Source organism: Chryseobacterium sediminis (genome assembly GCF_008386505.1).
Classification (GTDB): domain Bacteria; phylum Bacteroidota; class Bacteroidia; order Flavobacteriales; family Weeksellaceae; genus Chryseobacterium; species Chryseobacterium sediminis.
This window is the reverse complement of sequence record NZ_VUNZ01000001.1, coordinates 461,325-474,942: the sequence shown is the minus strand read 5'-3', so window position 1 is coordinate 474,942 and position 13,618 is coordinate 461,325. Positions and strand designations below refer to the sequence as shown.

Genomic DNA, 13,618 nt, shown 5'->3' with positions numbered 1-13,618 from the left:
GATTTCCGTTTGCCTGTCTTTCCAGGCTGTCAAGTCGAGTACAAAGTCACAATTCTAAAGAACTTTTGCTGTTGCCCCCTGTTTCGCTCAGTAACTCTTAACTATTGCTAAGGTCGTATATCATATATACTGGCAACACTTTTATTAATTCTGAAGAACAAGCCTTTTTGCTTTATTTTTCCGGCTTTTCCTCAGATAATTTATTACTTCTTCGTAACTATTCAAAAATTCTTCATTAATAAGCATAGTAAGTTTCTTTTGAGTTTCCACTAATTCAATCATTAATGATTCCTCTGCTTTTTTATTGCGAATATTTCTTTCATGACTTCCAAACACACAGAAATTAATTCCCGTCGCTACTTCTTTCATTGAAACCGCTATCTTCTCCTTTGGAACTAATTTAGCAACAGCATTAGATAAATCCTTGTAAGTATCTCCAGCTTCATTTCTGTATTTAATAAGTTGATCATATACAAACTTCAAAACCTTAACTTTAAATGCCGGATTTAACCACATTGCAAAGTCAATAAAAAGCAAAGGATGCATCCATGTTCCGCCAGAGTATTTTCCTCTAGATTTTAAATAGGCAGAATTCTCCCCCTTTAAATTCTCCTCTTTTATTAAAGCATTTAAGAATTGTTTTGTAGAATCGTTTTCAAAAAACTTTTTAATTTCTCTTTTCTGACACGAGTGATCATTCCATTGCTTCAATAGTTCAGTTGCATTAAACATTCCATCAACAGTCCTTTGACTTACATTAAAGCCTCCCATAGGCCTAGTTAAAATTTGGTTTGTCTTCATTTAATATTTTTCATTTTTTAAAAAAACACCAAGCACCCTCCTTCATCAACCAACGATCCACCCCTTCTGCACTCATCATCTGTGCTTGGTAATTCAACAACATCAATCAAATTGTTATTAGATCAAGAACAATAATATCTCCAATAACCGTATCACTTTTAATCATAAATAATTTCATTTTTCATTTCTTTAATCTTTCCGAGGTAATACTCAATCTTTTCTTTTATCTCAGGTATGGACAGCTTCAAAACTACATTTCTCGCTCTGAACTCTAAAGCCTCAAATCTCTCTATACCTATTTTTTTAATCAGCCTCGGACGATACTCATTAATATTTCCAGACTTTTTAAAGTTGCAATTGTTACTGCATTGCTTATGGACATTATCTTCATCAAATCTCACATTAGGAAATCCCCCTGTAGTCCAAAAATGCCCTGCGTCATATTTAATATCCGTTCTAATAGTGCCACAACTTATACAAGGCTCATCCCTATCTCTTAATCGAATAAATGTATTGAAGTCTTTTTGCAGGTCTTGCAACCAGTCTTTATGAGTCTTTAGCTTCTCCTTCCTGATCTTCTTCTCTTTCTGCCAAGCTTTAGCGTTTTTTTTGTCGACATCTGATTTAGCATAAGCTAGTGCGCAGGTCAAAGAACAAACTTTTTCAGTTGTCTTAAACGGCATAAAATCCTCCCCACATACTACGCACTCCTTAAGCTTTATCTCCTTCATTCCCAACTGCTTTACAGTAAATTTACTCAAAGAAATAACACGAAACAATAGTTATCTAACTTTTTTTAAAGTTTTTACTAACATTTTTAATTCAGTAATCTAACATGAATCCATATTGCTGAATTCCGGTATCAAAGAAAGTTTTCCGTTTATTTGCGGAAATTAACTTTAATACATTTTAATATGAAAGAACAAACGATAGAACCAATTTTTGAAATTATAGAGAATAACGAATCTATATTAGCTGCAAGAGCAATAGAGGAAGAAGTAATTATTGCCGTGGTGTACAATAAACAAACCTGTAAAGAAAGCGGTATTGACTCAATGGAGTTTACAGACATTTACTACCCTAAAGATGATCGGTATTTTCTAATAAAGTTAAAAAATAAACTTAACATATGGCTGAGAGAAAACCATTCTGAAAAATTCATGTAAAAAAAATACCCCTGTTAATGCAGGGGCTTTATTTTGGCAGGGTAATACGTTTTGAATTCAGACTCTGGAAAATGTGGATCTTTTTCTCTTTAGCCATCCGATATAATAACTCATTTCGCTTGTCAAGTGACATATTTAAAAAGTTATCAAAGGCGTCCATAGTAACCCCGTTTGTTCCTCCGTCTTTTTTATGCTGAGCCCTTACAATTTCTAATATTTTTGCTTCTATTTCTTCCATGTTTTCCATGGAGTAAAGATACTACATATTGAAGATCCTGTAAAATAAATATATCAGTCCAAATATGCTCAGCCATATTGTGGCTCCGGCTGCTTTAATCTGCATGTCCTTATGCTGGAAAAGCAAACATTCTTTAATAAATTCTTTCATGTTACTAATTTAGTTTTGTTGTTTGATTTTGTGTTGTGGGTTTCCGTAATCAGTATTTTCTTTGATTTTTAGAATTGAACTTCTTAATCTTTTCTATTATATTTCGTATATCTTTTGCTATTTCCAATGCTTCATAACCTTCCGATTTGCGTTGTTGATAGTCTTGATTTCTTAAGTCAGAATACCCACAATCGGTTTCCCAATCATTGTAATTTCTCTGAAAAATATCTTCAACGGATTTTAGATTTATTTCAGATTCAGAATTATCCCTCATGTAAAAACCAGCTATATAAGCATCTATGCTTTTTTGATTTACAATCTTATTTTTTTCAGCATAATTTAAAGCTTGAAGTTTAATTTTATCTTTATCGAATAAACTCATAACTAAAGTATTTCAAATATTATACATTTTGAGGGGTTGAAGGTCCTGGATTCGGACTCCTTCCATTCATTTTGATCTTTCTCGAATTTTAAGTAATCCCATTTTAATTCAAATTCATTATTACCATAGTTTTCTCTATAATAATAAGAAACACTATGTGGTTTCTCTATTGGATTACTACCCCAATGCCAACCTTTTGATTCTATGAAAGAGATGAAAGATTCCAATGCGTTACTGGTAACGCCTGCCCAATGGTCATTTTTAAAATCTTCATCCGTTGCATTATGTATTTCATACATTTCTAACTTATGCTCAGCTAAAATGTTTATGATATATTCTTTAGCTATTTCTTCATCAAAGTCAGAACCTAAACAAATTGCCGTCTTGTCTGATTCAGGAAATGCTATATGGGTTTGAAGGTCTATTTCAGCTTCTCTTTCATCCTCAAACTCCACAATAAGGAGTCTTTTATTTGTTGTTATCTCTAACTGCTTCATGTTTGTTTCATTTAATCGTGAACATTGTATTTCAGTAATACCCTAAATTCTTCCGGAAATGAAGCTAACGCAATTTTATCTCGCACTTCATGCATCTTATTAAGAATTTTCTCTTCAGGATCTAGTTGCATTAATTCTTTTCTTATTTCGGAATTCTTCCACAGTCCTTCAAACTCAAACCTACATTGTGATTTTTGTTGGTTTAATAGATCTTGAAGCTGTTCTATTGTTAAAGTTATTTTCATGGCTGTTCTTTTATTGTTAGTTCTTCCCCAGTAAGGGCGAAATATAAGTTTTGGAGTTGGTGAACGAATTGTACTTCCGGATAGCCGAAAGAATAACCACTCCTATTTCCTAGTTCTATTTCTACTTTCCCATGAGTATAAGCATGAATTATGCTCCTTGTTAATACGTCTAATTTTAAATTATGCTCAGCTTTTTTCTCAAACCCAAACTTTAATAACCACTCTTCTGTTAGCTCTATGGGCTCAATTTCTTTGGAAGTAAAATCTACATTTCCTTTTCCTCGGTCACAAACGATTATATAGTTTCTAATCTCTTTTACCTTGAATATTTTACCATCATATCCAATCAAATTTCCTAAGCGGAGTTCTTGTGGTGCTATCATAACTCTTCGTGCTTTTTAGAATTGATAAATTGAATTTGAGGTTCAATAAATTTTTCATCTTCATCTATTTGATCCCATGCATCAGCAAATTCAACCATTTCATTACATACCTTTGTTAACTGCATGTCTACAGCATTCAACCAATCTCTTGTGGCTTTAACCTGCTCTTCCATAACAAAGTTCCCATTACCTCTATGCACCATCATATCAAGTGAATTTGCCAGATTATCCATTCTGTTTGCCAGGTAATTAATAAGGGAGGTTTGAACCATTATTCTTTCCTGAATATCATTTATTTCTGTTTCTTCCATAACTTTCTTTTAAAGTGCCACCCTAAGATGGCACGGGGTTATAAATATCCAAATGCTGATGCTGCAGCTTCACCAATTCCAATCAAGCCATCATCATATTCATTATCCTCAGTATCATCAGTATATCCATCAGGATAAAATGTTGCTATTTTTTCGTCTAATTTATCCCATTTATCTGCTTTGGCTTTATAAGGACTATTACCCCATGAATCACCTTTAAGCGTAGCATAATACCCACTGAATGATGGCATCCTTCCGCCTCCTTGATTAACTAATTCAAAGCCATATTCTTTACATACATTAATGAATCTTTCCAAATCTTCCTGTCTATTTTCTGGTACTAATATTTTTATTTCCATTGCTTTATTATTTATTGGTTAAAGTTGCTTTGTTAATTTTTGATATTTTTTCTTTTTTGCCTCAGTTTTTGACCATTCACTGTATTCTTTTTCAGAACTACTGGCATAATCAATTATCTGATTTGAATCACTTTTATAAAACTTTTTCATTTCTATTTCTGAGGAAAAAGGCACTATTACTGTTAATGCTTTTTCTCCATATTCAACTGGAATAAATGTTAATTTGAAGTACTGCATTGTTTTGTTTTTTCTTGGTTAATTCCCCTGAATTCGGGGGGAAATGGATTTTATTATCGTTTTCCTACTATCGGGAAGACGTTACTTTTTTATCAATCCGTGAAGGAAGTTAATTAGTTCCGGGGATTGGTCTTTTAAATAGGGCTTGGACAAGTTCCATGTTTCAGCTTTATCAGATGCGTTATTCCAATAGTTGGTAAAGTAAATCACACCTTCACTATTAATATTAGCCATATCCTCAGTCTCTTCACGCATCCATTCCAGGACGTCGTTAAGCATAATACTATTGACAGTTATAATGTCTAATCCTCCTAAACGTTGATATTTATTTGATTCTTTAAGCCTCGGAAGCTTCTCCCGTATATCGGCTGTTAGTTCTTCTAGTGCTTTCATAGTAATAGCAAATCTTTTGCAGGTATCCACCTACCTGTTTTTATACTTGACTTATTTGTTACTTCAATAGGAATTACTTCTTTTATGCGAATAATACCATCGTTATAAAGCCGCATTAAATACAAATCATAAATCACCGTTCCCATGAATCTAACCCCAATAAAAGGAGCATACCACCAATCGGATCTTTGGCAATCAATTATTTCACATTCAACAAAATGTAATTCATTTTTTCTACTTTGTTCAGAATTATAACTGTTTAACATTGCCGCTTCAGCAAACTGATTATATAATTCTATAGTCATAATCCTATCTGTTTTAATGCGGAGGGGGTTAATTCAGGTTTAGTTTTCAATCCCGTGAGTCTTTCAATATCATTACATTCATGTATATAATCACTATTGATAATTAATCTCACGTCATTTTCAGTCTTCCTAAACTGTAATTCAACTTTGATAGAACTTTCTGTTTTATACTTTAAAACAGTGTTATAATTATTGTCGTGGCTAAATTCAAACCCTTCAAACAGAACTTTTTCTTTGGCTTTTTCATAGGCTTCAACTTCGTTTTCTCTCATTGAATACCCACCACCATATTGAAGTCTTTCAATTGGAGGATTTAATAATTCTCCATTCTCATCTATAGGAACAAACATTCCCAGTGTTAAAGGTTGGCGGATGAATTCAGCATATCTTATCATTAGTTTGCTGAAATTTTCAACTTCATTCTCCCAATTGGTCTCATATAGTGGTTTACCTTTGGGGAATTCTTTATTCTGCTGCAGAACGAAGTCTGTCATTGACTGTAGTTTCATAATTAATTGATTTTGTTTTCGGGGTTGGTTATTGATGATTTATCTACTCTGGCCATCATACCTTTTGGCTCAATGCAAGCATTATCCGCTATTCTCTTCTGCTGTTCCTCCTGTACGAGATCACAGGCAGCGAAAATGTGAAGATTTAATTCGTCCGTACTAGCTAAATGAATCTCATATTCAAAAATAATCGCCTCCCAGTCTGCATATCCTTGACTCTTTGCATATTCATTGAATATTTCTATTTTTTCTAAGTGGCTCATAATTTTATTCTTGATGGTTAATTTCAATTGAATTTTCAACCTCGTTTCCGAAAACATCCCATCCAGTACGGGAATTTCTAGCAAACATTTCTAATCGTTTTCCAGGTGGTGAAACAGATTCAATTATTTCTGCGAATAGTTCCGGTTTTTTAGAATGACAAGGATAGCCGTTAACATATGGTCGCTTTGCTTCTATAACGGACTCCGGAATAGTTCCGATTGCTTTTAAATTCCCTCGACGGCAGAACATCAAATACTCACTGGAAATTCTCACAACACCACCTAAACCGCCACCCATTCTTTTCTTTTTCCAGGTAATACAAGCAACGAACTCAAATCCCCACGCTTTTATGACTTTTTCAACCTGCAGTAAATATTTATTTGTAACCCAGATAAAGAGAAAAGCATCTTTATCAACTATACTTTTCACCGGAATATTTGCAATTTCGTCTACTGTCATGGTCTGATATGGCAAGTCTGTAGTCTTAACTTCGTCGCTATTCCAGATCTGCTTTCCATCTACAACTTTGTAGGACTTTAGCTTTCTTCCAGCTTTTTGAATCCATGGTGGATCAGCATAAATTATTTTATATTTCATCGTTATTTTTTAAAATTTGACATAGGTCGAGTGCGTTCGCTATGTTTTGCGAACTTTGACTTTACTTTAAATTGTTGTTGTTTTCCCCTTTAGAATACAGAAGGAGGACCGTTTATTTATTTTTAGTTTCGTTCATAAAGTCAACGAAACCCTGCATATCCTTAAGCTCCTGTAGTCTTGCAGTTAAAACTTCCGCATCAGCTTTATCAAACCTTTTTATGCATTTTTTGCAGGAAACTAAATCTTTATCGTTGGTGGAATTTCCATCGTTAAGATAAGTACCACAAATTCCGGTTTCGCTCCAGCTTTCTTCATCTGATGGATTTGCGAAAGGATCATAATGTGTTTTTAAATATCTCATGATTCTTTTATTTTGGTTAGTAATTCTAAACATTCTCTGTAAGCCATCAATCTACCTTCCCATGAATGAACTGTACTCATCATATTCTTTTCCGTGCAGAAAATTATGTTTTGTTTAGCTTTTTCAATATTGTCTTCCAGCATCTGCTTCACCTCATCCTCATAGTCGGGGACTTCCTGAAGCCAGTAATAAGGATCTGACACTTTCATACACCCTCTATACCACCCGGCAAAGGGTAGAAAAGTTAATTGGCCCTTGTCTGTGTGATAATAATCTTTTTTCTCCGGTAGCCGCTCCAATACGGATACTTTAATGTATTTACTGTTTTTCATAACGTTTCTGTGTGTTTGCATTTAGGATATGACGAACAACCTTTAAAATCTTTATTTTGAGATTTATTTTTGCGAATTTTCATAGGTTGACCACATTTTGAACATTTTCCGTGCTTGAACTTATTGCGTTCTTTATCAATTTCTGATTGTTGAGTTGGTGAAATACCTTCTTTTAAACCATATATGTTACCATTATTTTTAATTAGCTTTTTGCATGCGTGACAGTTAATATCATTCAGCCATGTTGAAGTTAGAGTATTACCGCTTTCAGGCTTATAATGATTGCATATTTTGCCTATATGAATATATATTTCCCCGCAGTACGGCTGACGACTTTTAACGCCCCACCAATATTCTGTAGTATCAGGTAAACTCATAATATTTTTGATTTTTTGTTTGAAATAAAAAATTCGTCTCGCTTTATCTCCTTATACATTTCACCCACAGTCTTAACAGGCTTCTTTGGCTTTTGGGATTCAATAAAATCCTTTATCCATTCTGTTTTTGACTTTGATAAGCTTTCAATTTGACGCTGGTAGTTCTTTTTAAAATTTTCAATATCACTCATAATTTGAAATTTTCTTTTTCATACGGACTTAAATCACTTAAGTAAGGAATCATTTGATCATCCATTGTTAATGCAAAATCTTCAAAACTCCTACCCCTTGTTAATGCTGCAGAAACGATACTTTGAAATTTATTATTCGGATCTTTCTGTATTCTTATCGCTGTTTCGCAAAGATTCATCAGGTTAGTTCCTAAATGGCCTCTTGGTTTTATAAATCCTGATGACGCGTTTTCATGGAGAACAACCAGAATATGGGTTTTGTATTTACTTTTCATATTCAACACCCATTCGGTAACTTCTGAACTTTCCTGGGCACTGTTAAAATCTCCAACGAAGTGAACGATGTTGTCAAGTATTACCAATCCGCAATCATGGTTCTGAATCAAAAAGTCTTCAACAATTTTCTTTTTTTGTTCTTTATTCAAAGTCGAAATGCAGAAATAATTAATAGCTTGTTGTGTCATATTCCAGATTATTCTTGTAGATCTAAGGCAATGGAATCTTGATTGCTCGGTATCAAAAACAGCTATATTGTTGCTGTAATAATTTGAAAACATTTTATCATTTTCTCCGGATAAAACCGTTTGACAAATAGATCTGATCAATGCTGATTTTCTAGATTTAGCAGGTCCAAATATCATTGACACATTATCTTCCGTGAATATTGGTATATTTCGACCGAATTCTTTAATTGACAGTATCGGTGTTGGTTCCGGAATATCTTCATCAGGACTTACCATGTAATCATTCAAATTGATAATTTCCGCTGACTTTTCAATCTGGCCAATCGGTTTTAATTCCTCTATCATAACCTGCTACTTAACGGTTCAATTTTCATAAATTTTGAGAATCCTTGATCAAGCTTTTTAAACATTGGAAAATTATCTTTTGCATAATCAATGGCCTTATTGATCAAATCTTCTACCTGCTCAAAAGTGATATGATCTTCTTTTTTGATTGGGATCATTTCCTGCTTAGTTACTTTCAGAGTAGACAGATGATCTTTTTGCTCCCACTCCTGTTCTGAATACATTTCTTTCATGTACAAATCCCTATCTTTCGGTATTCTTTCGTACTCCTGATAAATCCAAAGCTCATCAGCAATCATCTGAATTATCTGCTGTTTTGGATTTATTCTGCTGGATAGGTTGTTTAGTATTACACTTGCCTCCGGCATACCTAACGGAAATCTTATTTCATCTTCCTTTTTTTCTTCCAGAAAAGCTTTATTTTTAATATTTTGTACCTTGTAAGCAGACAAAAGGTAGAATAAAATCAACGAGTCTTCTAGTTCAGTATTTCTGCATTTTGTATTCTCTTCTTTTATCAACGCATTTAATGCGTCTATATCGTTCTGATTTACCTTAATTGAACCTGAACCATTCAAAGCGTATTCAAATCGATTTTTAAGGTGTCTAATAGCTTTCATTTGTTGAATTTTTTAATTGTGTCCTGTACGAGTCTTGAAAAATCTTGATCTTTACCGATTTTGTTGTTTACATGGCTGATTATTTTATCCAGGTAGTAAACTTCGTCTTTGTCCTTCTTTCGGAATGCTGAAACCGACTTTACGGTCTTGAACCAGAAATCATCAAATCCTGATTCTTTAATTGCGCATTTCTGAAAGTAGCAGTAAATGCCTATTAGCTTATCTGGCTTTTGCTTATCGACTTCTACAATCAACCTAATAGCTTCGTACCATTTTGAGATTTTGGCATCTGTCAAAGTTTTTTGATTTGGATTTTCCTTGTTCCACATCTCCCAAAATTTGTAAGCCAGAAATAAATACTTTTTCTCAAATTCAAATTTTTTATAGAGTGCGGGGAAATCATCGATTTTCACAAAAGAATAATTATATAGATTATTAATACTGTTAGTAGTATTATTACTATTATTATACTTTACTTTATTAGCATCTTTTTGCATTGCGGTTGCATTGCGGTCGCATTGCGGTTGCATAGATTTAGCCTTCTCCCATCGTTTATTAGCGTTTTCACGGGCTTTTGAGCTTTTCTTTTCCATTCTATTTTTCAAACTTTCAGAGTAGAAACACTTACCTACGCTCTCAACTTCGGTAAAGGAGAATAACCTGAAATTCTCAATAATGGATTTTATTACTGCAGCATCAGTACGAAGATCATAGGCTATAATATTATAATCACAGATACTCATAAAACCGCTGCTTTCTCTTAATTTCTCAACAATTGCCCAATAAATGCCATATCCTTCCCATCCATGTCTCATGCGTAATGCTACTATTTTTTCATCTTGTCTTGCGTTACTATCATGGCTGAAATAATATGCTTCTTTACTCATTATTTTACATATCGTTCATTAATATTTTCGTTAATTCAATTCGGTTTTAACCATGCTAAAACATCACTAATGCATGGTTGTTTTATTTAAAGCTTATCAATAGCTCTTTGTATTCTATATCTTTCAACTTCTTCCGGCTTGAAGAAATATCTTCCTCCTATCTTTTCAGCTTCTATTTTACCAGCGACTCTGATTGCATTTAAGTTGCTTGCATGAACTTCAAGAATTTTGGCTGCTTCTGCTGTTGAAATTAAAGCGTCTTCAGGTTTTGATACTTTTGGAGCTCTTCCTTTTTCAAGTTCAATAGTGTATTGGCATTCTCCGGGCCTTGCAAATCTGGCTTTACGATTTTGGCTTTTAGCGTATATTAATGTTGCTGTGGCATCAATTTTACCTAATACTATCGAAACATTACTATTTGGAATTTTATCTCCTGGCAGATAGCCTAATTCCTTACAAAGGCTTGATTTAATTGCCTCAATTTCGGGGTTTGTTTTTGGGTTTTTCATTGGAATAAAGTATTTTGTTGGTTAAGCTGTTCTGGTGAAAATAAACTTTGATTAAATGCTATATGTCTAGTAATCCTTTCAATTGACGCTCTGTAATAATCCGTATCAAGTTCGCATGCAGTTAATTCAAAACCATAATCGTAACATGCTATTGCAATGCTTCCAGAGCCTAGATGAGTATCAAGAATTTTATCTCCTGGTTTAGCATATTTATCTAATAGCCACTTATATAACTTTATTGGCTTTTCAGTAGGATGGAAAGTCTTTTGTTTAATAAGTTCTGCTCTATTTATGTTAATCTGTCGTGTAACTTTATCAAATGATGTCCATGCCATCTCTCCGTCAGACATAGTCAAATCATTTTGTCCTTTGTACCAAAATATCCATGCTTTAGTAGGATTTAAAAATTCTGTAAAGTAATTACCTCCCCAAACGATCTGATTTCTAGAAACCCTAAATAATTCTTTAAAGTAATTTATTGAAGGAATACAAGAATCCCAGTTCTTTTTATCATGATTTTTTCTGTTGTGTTTTGGGTTTTTACTTACATACTTTTTTTGCCCATCTATTCCAATACCATACGGTGGATCAACAATAGCAAGATCAAAATATCCGTCAGGATAACGAGCCATAAGCTCCATATTATCTTCGTTTGTTATTGTTATTTTTTTTGTTATCTTCATTGGTTTTCTTTTTGTCGTTGTCTAATCTGATTAAGCGTTTTTCATTCCATTTGAAGAGGCCGTTGCTGTCACGGCCAGTCCAGTATCCGGCTTTTTCTTTCATGGCTAGAATGGTAAATCGTCATCATCCGAACCCGGAACCAAGTTTTTAACATCGTTTTCAAACTCAAACTCCTTTCCTGAACCCATGTAAACCTTTTCTTCTCTGGTTTCTCTTTCTTCTTTTGTCTGTTGGATATATACAGTGTGAGTATTTCCGTATTGATCTGTTTCTTTTCTTTCAGCTACGATAATATTTAGATATTTACCTTTTTCGCCTACTACGATTTTTGTTTTGTCGATTTTGTCTAGTTCAAGACGTACATTGATTATTTTGCTCATTTTTATTTGTTTTTAAATTAATTGTAAGTGTGTTGCTAATGTTGTGTTAAGTGAGTTTAAGTATTCCCTTGCCAGGATTATCATGTCTTTAATTTGTTGAATCCGTTTTTCGTCTCGGTAAATAATAAACTCTTTGATTCTCGCTTCTTTTGGAATATCAGCGTAGGTCATGTTTTTTGTTATCTCTTGATCGAGCTCTTCAGGTAGTCCGTCAAGAAATCCGAGTTTCCAGGCAATCCTTCTTTTTTCGTCAATGATTAAATCATTAGGGGTATCAACAAGCCCATAAACTAATTTGGCTTTTTTTATATGAGGCCTTAGATCCATATAGGACTGAAGCTGATCTTCATAATCTTCGTTTGGAACTTCATCTTCAAAAAGTGGAAAAGTAGAGTAGTCCCATGAGCTTTTGAAATCAATTATTTCGTCATCCTCTTCTATGTCCATTTCTCCGGAGAACCAATCATTTTCATATCTGACTTCATTTTTGATAAAAAAAGTTCCTTTAACCTCGTTGTATTGATTGATGTTTTCATCTTCAACCGAAATTCCCTTTGATAAATATTTGCTCTGAATTTCTTTTGTTCTGTTAAAAACATGCTCTTTGAAAATAGTTGTAAGGTATGTTTTTGCACCATCAGACAGAACCGGCTTAGCATCTCTTTTTTTTATTAGATCTCCGAGCGTTACCGTTTGCTTATCGGTAATCGTGCCCAGCCTTCTTTTTTCTAACAATCCAGCTAGGGTTTCCTGTTGATTTTGAGTCAAAGGCTTTGGAAGTCCTTTCATTATTTTACCAATAGCATGAGGACGGAATTTGTAATTTGAAAAATCATGCACTCTTAACATTCTCTAATTCTTTTTTACGTTCAGTTACTAATACTTTGTATCTCTGTTGTTGCTCTTTTGACATTTTTCCGAATAACTTACCAAGCTCAGAAACTTCTTTGCATGCGTTAATTTCGTTTGTCAAATCACTATCAATTATTGGCTGTTTCTTTACGATTCTAACGCCTCCTACAACATCACCTTTCATCTTTACTGTTGAATCAATAAATAATTCGATTAATAATCCTTTCCAGTCTTCTACGAAAGACGAACCAGAAAACCCTTTCAATACTGCAGCGTTTGTTGCATTCAATACCAGTGGCTTAATTTTTTCTTCAAAATATGCGATATTGAAGTTTCCATTTTTCCCTGCTACACTTACTCCTAACTCCTGTTTAACTTCTCGTATTTTGAAAACAAGCCTCCTACCCTCTTCCAGATAGTCTTCAAGATCTGCCACTCCAAGGTGATCAGACTTGTACACTTTTCTGAAGTGCGTTTTAGATTGTTTTTCCATTTTAATTAATTGTTTTGGTATACACGGCATATGATTTACTGCCGATCTTTTTTGATGATGATTGAAATATCTTTTGCTTTGCTTTTAGCTCTGAGAATCTCCCCGAAATCGTGTGAATCGGAACTCCCAGTATATTTGCGATCTCTATGGTTGAATTAATTCCATCCACAAGTTCATATACTTTATGCTGCATTTTTGGAATTGTCACCTTTGCCTGTTTGAATGCCAGTTTGGAATTAGCGTTATTCCGCCCCCGGCTGTAGTCTTGAATATCCATATCATTTTT

The 13,618-nt window shown here is 33.8% G+C and carries 30 protein-coding genes; 1 reads left to right on the top strand and 29 read right to left on the bottom strand.

Going from position 1 to position 13,618, the window contains the following annotated elements:
- Positions 1 to 144: 144 nt before the first annotated feature.
- The gene (locus tag FW780_RS02155) at positions 145 to 801 is read right to left on the bottom strand and encodes a KilA-N domain-containing protein (RefSeq protein WP_149831992.1); all 657 of its coding nucleotides are present in this window, start codon (positions 799 to 801) and stop codon (positions 145 to 147) included.
- A 158-nt stretch (positions 802 to 959) separates the two neighbouring features.
- Positions 960 to 1,532 (bottom strand): recombination protein NinG, encoded by a 573-nt coding sequence (locus tag FW780_RS02150; protein ID WP_149831991.1) that lies wholly within the window; start codon positions 1,530 to 1,532, stop codon positions 960 to 962.
- A 183-nt stretch (positions 1,533 to 1,715) separates the two neighbouring features.
- On the opposite strand from FW780_RS02150, the gene FW780_RS02145 reads away from it, so the two are divergent.
- Positions 1,716 to 1,967, top strand: a complete 252-nt coding sequence (locus FW780_RS02145) for a hypothetical protein (RefSeq protein ID WP_149831990.1) — start codon at positions 1,716 to 1,718, stop codon at positions 1,965 to 1,967.
- 28 nt (positions 1,968 to 1,995) lie between these two features.
- On the opposite strand, the gene FW780_RS02140 is transcribed toward FW780_RS02145, so the two are convergent.
- The 27 genes from FW780_RS02140 to FW780_RS02015 all read right to left on the bottom strand — a co-directional run bounded on the left by FW780_RS02140 (position 1,996) and on the right by FW780_RS02015 (position 13,609).
- Positions 1,996 to 2,205 carry a hypothetical protein gene (locus tag FW780_RS02140; protein ID WP_149831989.1) on the bottom strand — a complete coding sequence of 70 codons (210 nt, stop codon included), beginning with the start codon at positions 2,203 to 2,205 and terminating at the stop codon, positions 1,996 to 1,998.
- A 199-nt stretch (positions 2,206 to 2,404) separates the two neighbouring features.
- Positions 2,405 to 2,737: a hypothetical protein gene (locus FW780_RS02135; protein WP_149831988.1), complete on the bottom strand. Its 333-nt coding sequence runs from the start codon at positions 2,735 to 2,737 to the stop codon at positions 2,405 to 2,407.
- 2 nt (positions 2,738 to 2,739) lie between these two features.
- Positions 2,740 to 3,234 (bottom strand): hypothetical protein, encoded by a 495-nt coding sequence (locus tag FW780_RS02130; protein ID WP_149831987.1) that lies wholly within the window; start codon positions 3,232 to 3,234, stop codon positions 2,740 to 2,742.
- A gap of 11 nt (positions 3,235 to 3,245) precedes the next feature.
- Positions 3,246 to 3,479 carry a hypothetical protein gene (locus FW780_RS02125; RefSeq protein ID WP_149831986.1) on the bottom strand — a complete coding sequence of 78 codons (234 nt, stop codon included), beginning with the start codon at positions 3,477 to 3,479 and terminating at the stop codon, positions 3,246 to 3,248.
- Positions 3,476 to 3,862 carry a hypothetical protein gene (locus tag FW780_RS02120; RefSeq protein WP_149831985.1) on the bottom strand — a complete coding sequence of 129 codons (387 nt, stop codon included), beginning with the start codon at positions 3,860 to 3,862 and terminating at the stop codon, positions 3,476 to 3,478. Before FW780_RS02120 ends, FW780_RS02125 begins: the two co-directional genes overlap by 4 nt.
- Positions 3,859 to 4,173: a hypothetical protein gene (locus FW780_RS02115; protein WP_149831984.1), complete on the bottom strand. Its 315-nt coding sequence runs from the start codon at positions 4,171 to 4,173 to the stop codon at positions 3,859 to 3,861. Before FW780_RS02115 ends, FW780_RS02120 begins: the two co-directional genes overlap by 4 nt.
- Positions 4,174 to 4,211: 38 nt before the next feature.
- Positions 4,212 to 4,532 carry a hypothetical protein gene (locus FW780_RS02110; RefSeq protein ID WP_149831983.1) on the bottom strand — a complete coding sequence of 107 codons (321 nt, stop codon included), beginning with the start codon at positions 4,530 to 4,532 and terminating at the stop codon, positions 4,212 to 4,214.
- An 18-nt stretch (positions 4,533 to 4,550) separates the two neighbouring features.
- The gene (locus FW780_RS02105; RefSeq protein WP_149831982.1) at positions 4,551 to 4,769 is read right to left on the bottom strand and encodes a hypothetical protein; all 219 of its coding nucleotides are present in this window, start codon (positions 4,767 to 4,769) and stop codon (positions 4,551 to 4,553) included.
- Positions 4,770 to 4,850: 81 nt separating this feature from the next.
- Complete coding sequence (locus FW780_RS02100; RefSeq protein WP_149831981.1) at positions 4,851 to 5,162, bottom strand: hypothetical protein; 312 nt, start codon at positions 5,160 to 5,162, stop codon at positions 4,851 to 4,853.
- Positions 5,159 to 5,467: a hypothetical protein gene (locus tag FW780_RS02095; protein ID WP_149831980.1), complete on the bottom strand. Its 309-nt coding sequence runs from the start codon at positions 5,465 to 5,467 to the stop codon at positions 5,159 to 5,161. Before FW780_RS02095 ends, FW780_RS02100 begins: the two co-directional genes overlap by 4 nt.
- Positions 5,464 to 5,976, bottom strand: coding sequence for a hypothetical protein (locus tag FW780_RS02090; protein WP_149831979.1), 513 nt, complete (start codon positions 5,974 to 5,976; stop codon positions 5,464 to 5,466). The genes FW780_RS02095 and FW780_RS02090 overlap by 4 nt, the downstream gene beginning before the upstream one ends.
- 2 nt (positions 5,977 to 5,978) lie before the next feature.
- On the bottom strand, positions 5,979 to 6,239 hold the full coding sequence (locus tag FW780_RS02085) for a hypothetical protein (protein ID WP_149831978.1): 261 nt from the start codon (positions 6,237 to 6,239) through the stop codon (positions 5,979 to 5,981).
- 4 nt (positions 6,240 to 6,243) lie between these two features.
- Complete coding sequence (locus tag FW780_RS02080) at positions 6,244 to 6,837, bottom strand: MT-A70 family methyltransferase (protein WP_149831977.1); 594 nt, start codon at positions 6,835 to 6,837, stop codon at positions 6,244 to 6,246.
- Between the two features lie 112 nt (positions 6,838 to 6,949).
- Positions 6,950 to 7,198, bottom strand: a complete 249-nt coding sequence (locus FW780_RS02075) for a hypothetical protein (RefSeq protein WP_149831976.1) — start codon at positions 7,196 to 7,198, stop codon at positions 6,950 to 6,952.
- Positions 7,195 to 7,530, bottom strand: a complete 336-nt coding sequence (locus tag FW780_RS02070) for a hypothetical protein (protein ID WP_149831975.1) — start codon at positions 7,528 to 7,530, stop codon at positions 7,195 to 7,197. Before FW780_RS02070 ends, FW780_RS02075 begins: the two co-directional genes overlap by 4 nt.
- A complete protein-coding gene (locus FW780_RS02065; protein ID WP_149831974.1) occupies positions 7,527 to 7,907 on the bottom strand; it encodes a topoisomerase DNA-binding C4 zinc finger domain-containing protein in 381 nt (126 codons plus the stop codon). Before FW780_RS02065 ends, FW780_RS02070 begins: the two co-directional genes overlap by 4 nt.
- The gene (locus FW780_RS02060; RefSeq protein ID WP_149831973.1) at positions 7,904 to 8,098 is read right to left on the bottom strand and encodes a hypothetical protein; all 195 of its coding nucleotides are present in this window, start codon (positions 8,096 to 8,098) and stop codon (positions 7,904 to 7,906) included. Before FW780_RS02060 ends, FW780_RS02065 begins: the two co-directional genes overlap by 4 nt.
- Positions 8,095 to 8,907 carry a P-loop NTPase family protein gene (locus tag FW780_RS02055; protein ID WP_149831972.1) on the bottom strand — a complete coding sequence of 271 codons (813 nt, stop codon included), beginning with the start codon at positions 8,905 to 8,907 and terminating at the stop codon, positions 8,095 to 8,097. The genes FW780_RS02060 and FW780_RS02055 overlap by 4 nt, the downstream gene beginning before the upstream one ends.
- Positions 8,904 to 9,527, bottom strand: a complete 624-nt coding sequence (locus tag FW780_RS02050; protein ID WP_149831971.1) for a hypothetical protein — start codon at positions 9,525 to 9,527, stop codon at positions 8,904 to 8,906. The genes FW780_RS02055 and FW780_RS02050 overlap by 4 nt, the downstream gene beginning before the upstream one ends.
- Positions 9,524 to 10,414 (bottom strand): Lin1244/Lin1753 domain-containing protein, encoded by an 891-nt coding sequence (locus tag FW780_RS02045; RefSeq protein ID WP_149831970.1) that lies wholly within the window; start codon positions 10,412 to 10,414, stop codon positions 9,524 to 9,526. Before FW780_RS02045 ends, FW780_RS02050 begins: the two co-directional genes overlap by 4 nt.
- A gap of 86 nt (positions 10,415 to 10,500) precedes the next feature.
- Positions 10,501 to 10,923 carry a helix-turn-helix domain-containing protein gene (locus FW780_RS02040; RefSeq protein ID WP_149831969.1) on the bottom strand — a complete coding sequence of 141 codons (423 nt, stop codon included), beginning with the start codon at positions 10,921 to 10,923 and terminating at the stop codon, positions 10,501 to 10,503.
- Positions 10,920 to 11,606 carry a DNA methyltransferase gene (locus FW780_RS02035; protein WP_149831968.1) on the bottom strand — a complete coding sequence of 229 codons (687 nt, stop codon included), beginning with the start codon at positions 11,604 to 11,606 and terminating at the stop codon, positions 10,920 to 10,922. The genes FW780_RS02040 and FW780_RS02035 overlap by 4 nt, the downstream gene beginning before the upstream one ends.
- Positions 11,566 to 11,709: a hypothetical protein gene (locus FW780_RS22295; RefSeq protein WP_167510636.1), complete on the bottom strand. Its 144-nt coding sequence runs from the start codon at positions 11,707 to 11,709 to the stop codon at positions 11,566 to 11,568. The genes FW780_RS02035 and FW780_RS22295 overlap by 41 nt, the downstream gene beginning before the upstream one ends.
- Before the next feature lie 2 nt (positions 11,710 to 11,711).
- A complete protein-coding gene (locus FW780_RS02030; protein WP_149831967.1) occupies positions 11,712 to 11,987 on the bottom strand; it encodes a hypothetical protein in 276 nt (91 codons plus the stop codon).
- A gap of 12 nt (positions 11,988 to 11,999) precedes the next feature.
- Complete coding sequence (locus FW780_RS02025; RefSeq protein WP_149831966.1) at positions 12,000 to 12,776, bottom strand: hypothetical protein; 777 nt, start codon at positions 12,774 to 12,776, stop codon at positions 12,000 to 12,002.
- Positions 12,777 to 12,819: 43 nt separating this feature from the next.
- Complete coding sequence (locus FW780_RS02020; protein WP_149831965.1) at positions 12,820 to 13,332, bottom strand: hypothetical protein; 513 nt, start codon at positions 13,330 to 13,332, stop codon at positions 12,820 to 12,822.
- A 1-nt stretch (position 13,333) separates the two neighbouring features.
- Positions 13,334 to 13,609 (bottom strand): hypothetical protein, encoded by a 276-nt coding sequence (locus FW780_RS02015; RefSeq protein ID WP_149831964.1) that lies wholly within the window; start codon positions 13,607 to 13,609, stop codon positions 13,334 to 13,336.
- Between the last annotated feature and the right edge of the window lie 9 nt (positions 13,610 to 13,618).

Bases quoted from the DNA above. Each gene is read 5' to 3' on its own strand.
- FW780_RS02075 (WP_149831976.1), bottom strand. From the start codon at position 7,198: ATGAGATATTTAAAAACACATTATGATCCTTTCGCAAATCCATCAGAT.
- FW780_RS02125 (WP_149831986.1), bottom strand. From the start codon at position 3,479: ATGAAAATAACTTTAACAATAGAACAGCTTCAAGATCTATTAAACCAA.
- FW780_RS02155 (WP_149831992.1), bottom strand. From the start codon at position 801: ATGAAGACAAACCAAATTTTAACTAGGCCTATGGGAGGCTTTAATGTA.
- FW780_RS02135 (WP_149831988.1), bottom strand. From the start codon at position 2,737: ATGAGTTTATTCGATAAAGATAAAATTAAACTTCAAGCTTTAAATTAT.
- FW780_RS02035 (WP_149831968.1), bottom strand. From the start codon at position 11,606: ATGAAGATAACAAAAAAAATAACAATAACAAACGAAGATAATATGGAG.
- FW780_RS02090 (WP_149831979.1), bottom strand. From the start codon at position 5,976: ATGAAACTACAGTCAATGACAGACTTCGTTCTGCAGCAGAATAAAGAA.
- FW780_RS02050 (WP_149831971.1), bottom strand. From the start codon at position 9,527: ATGAAAGCTATTAGACACCTTAAAAATCGATTTGAATACGCTTTGAAT.
- FW780_RS02120 (WP_149831985.1), bottom strand. From the start codon at position 3,862: ATGATAGCACCACAAGAACTCCGCTTAGGAAATTTGATTGGATATGAT.
- FW780_RS02150 (WP_149831991.1), bottom strand. From the start codon at position 1,532: ATGAAGGAGATAAAGCTTAAGGAGTGCGTAGTATGTGGGGAGGATTTT.
- FW780_RS02080 (WP_149831977.1), bottom strand. From the start codon at position 6,837: ATGAAATATAAAATAATTTATGCTGATCCACCATGGATTCAAAAAGCT.
- FW780_RS22295 (WP_167510636.1), bottom strand. From the start codon at position 11,709: ATGAAAGAAAAAGCCGGATACTGGACTGGCCGTGACAGCAACGGCCTC.
- FW780_RS02045 (WP_149831970.1), bottom strand. From the start codon at position 10,414: ATGAGTAAAGAAGCATATTATTTCAGCCATGATAGTAACGCAAGACAA.
- FW780_RS02130 (WP_149831987.1), bottom strand. From the start codon at position 3,234: ATGAAGCAGTTAGAGATAACAACAAATAAAAGACTCCTTATTGTGGAG.
- FW780_RS02105 (WP_149831982.1), bottom strand. From the start codon at position 4,769: ATGCAGTACTTCAAATTAACATTTATTCCAGTTGAATATGGAGAAAAA.
- FW780_RS02025 (WP_149831966.1), bottom strand. From the start codon at position 12,776: ATGAAAGGACTTCCAAAGCCTTTGACTCAAAATCAACAGGAAACCCTA.
- FW780_RS02095 (WP_149831980.1), bottom strand. From the start codon at position 5,467: ATGACTATAGAATTATATAATCAGTTTGCTGAAGCGGCAATGTTAAAC.
- FW780_RS02015 (WP_149831964.1), bottom strand. From the start codon at position 13,609: ATGGATATTCAAGACTACAGCCGGGGGCGGAATAACGCTAATTCCAAA.
- FW780_RS02140 (WP_149831989.1), bottom strand. From the start codon at position 2,205: ATGGAAGAAATAGAAGCAAAAATATTAGAAATTGTAAGGGCTCAGCAT.
- FW780_RS02065 (WP_149831974.1), bottom strand. From the start codon at position 7,907: ATGAGTTTACCTGATACTACAGAATATTGGTGGGGCGTTAAAAGTCGT.
- FW780_RS02110 (WP_149831983.1), bottom strand. From the start codon at position 4,532: ATGGAAATAAAAATATTAGTACCAGAAAATAGACAGGAAGATTTGGAA.
- FW780_RS02055 (WP_149831972.1), bottom strand. From the start codon at position 8,907: ATGATAGAGGAATTAAAACCGATTGGCCAGATTGAAAAGTCAGCGGAA.
- FW780_RS02100 (WP_149831981.1), bottom strand. From the start codon at position 5,162: ATGAAAGCACTAGAAGAACTAACAGCCGATATACGGGAGAAGCTTCCG.
- FW780_RS02030 (WP_149831967.1), bottom strand. From the start codon at position 11,987: ATGAGCAAAATAATCAATGTACGTCTTGAACTAGACAAAATCGACAAA.
- FW780_RS02060 (WP_149831973.1), bottom strand. From the start codon at position 8,098: ATGAGTGATATTGAAAATTTTAAAAAGAACTACCAGCGTCAAATTGAA.
- FW780_RS02020 (WP_149831965.1), bottom strand. From the start codon at position 13,332: ATGGAAAAACAATCTAAAACGCACTTCAGAAAAGTGTACAAGTCTGAT.
- FW780_RS02145 (WP_149831990.1), top strand. From the start codon at position 1,716: ATGAAAGAACAAACGATAGAACCAATTTTTGAAATTATAGAGAATAAC.
- FW780_RS02070 (WP_149831975.1), bottom strand. From the start codon at position 7,530: ATGAAAAACAGTAAATACATTAAAGTATCCGTATTGGAGCGGCTACCG.
- FW780_RS02085 (WP_149831978.1), bottom strand. From the start codon at position 6,239: ATGAGCCACTTAGAAAAAATAGAAATATTCAATGAATATGCAAAGAGT.
- FW780_RS02115 (WP_149831984.1), bottom strand. From the start codon at position 4,173: ATGGAAGAAACAGAAATAAATGATATTCAGGAAAGAATAATGGTTCAA.
- FW780_RS02040 (WP_149831969.1), bottom strand. From the start codon at position 10,923: ATGAAAAACCCAAAAACAAACCCCGAAATTGAGGCAATTAAATCAAGC.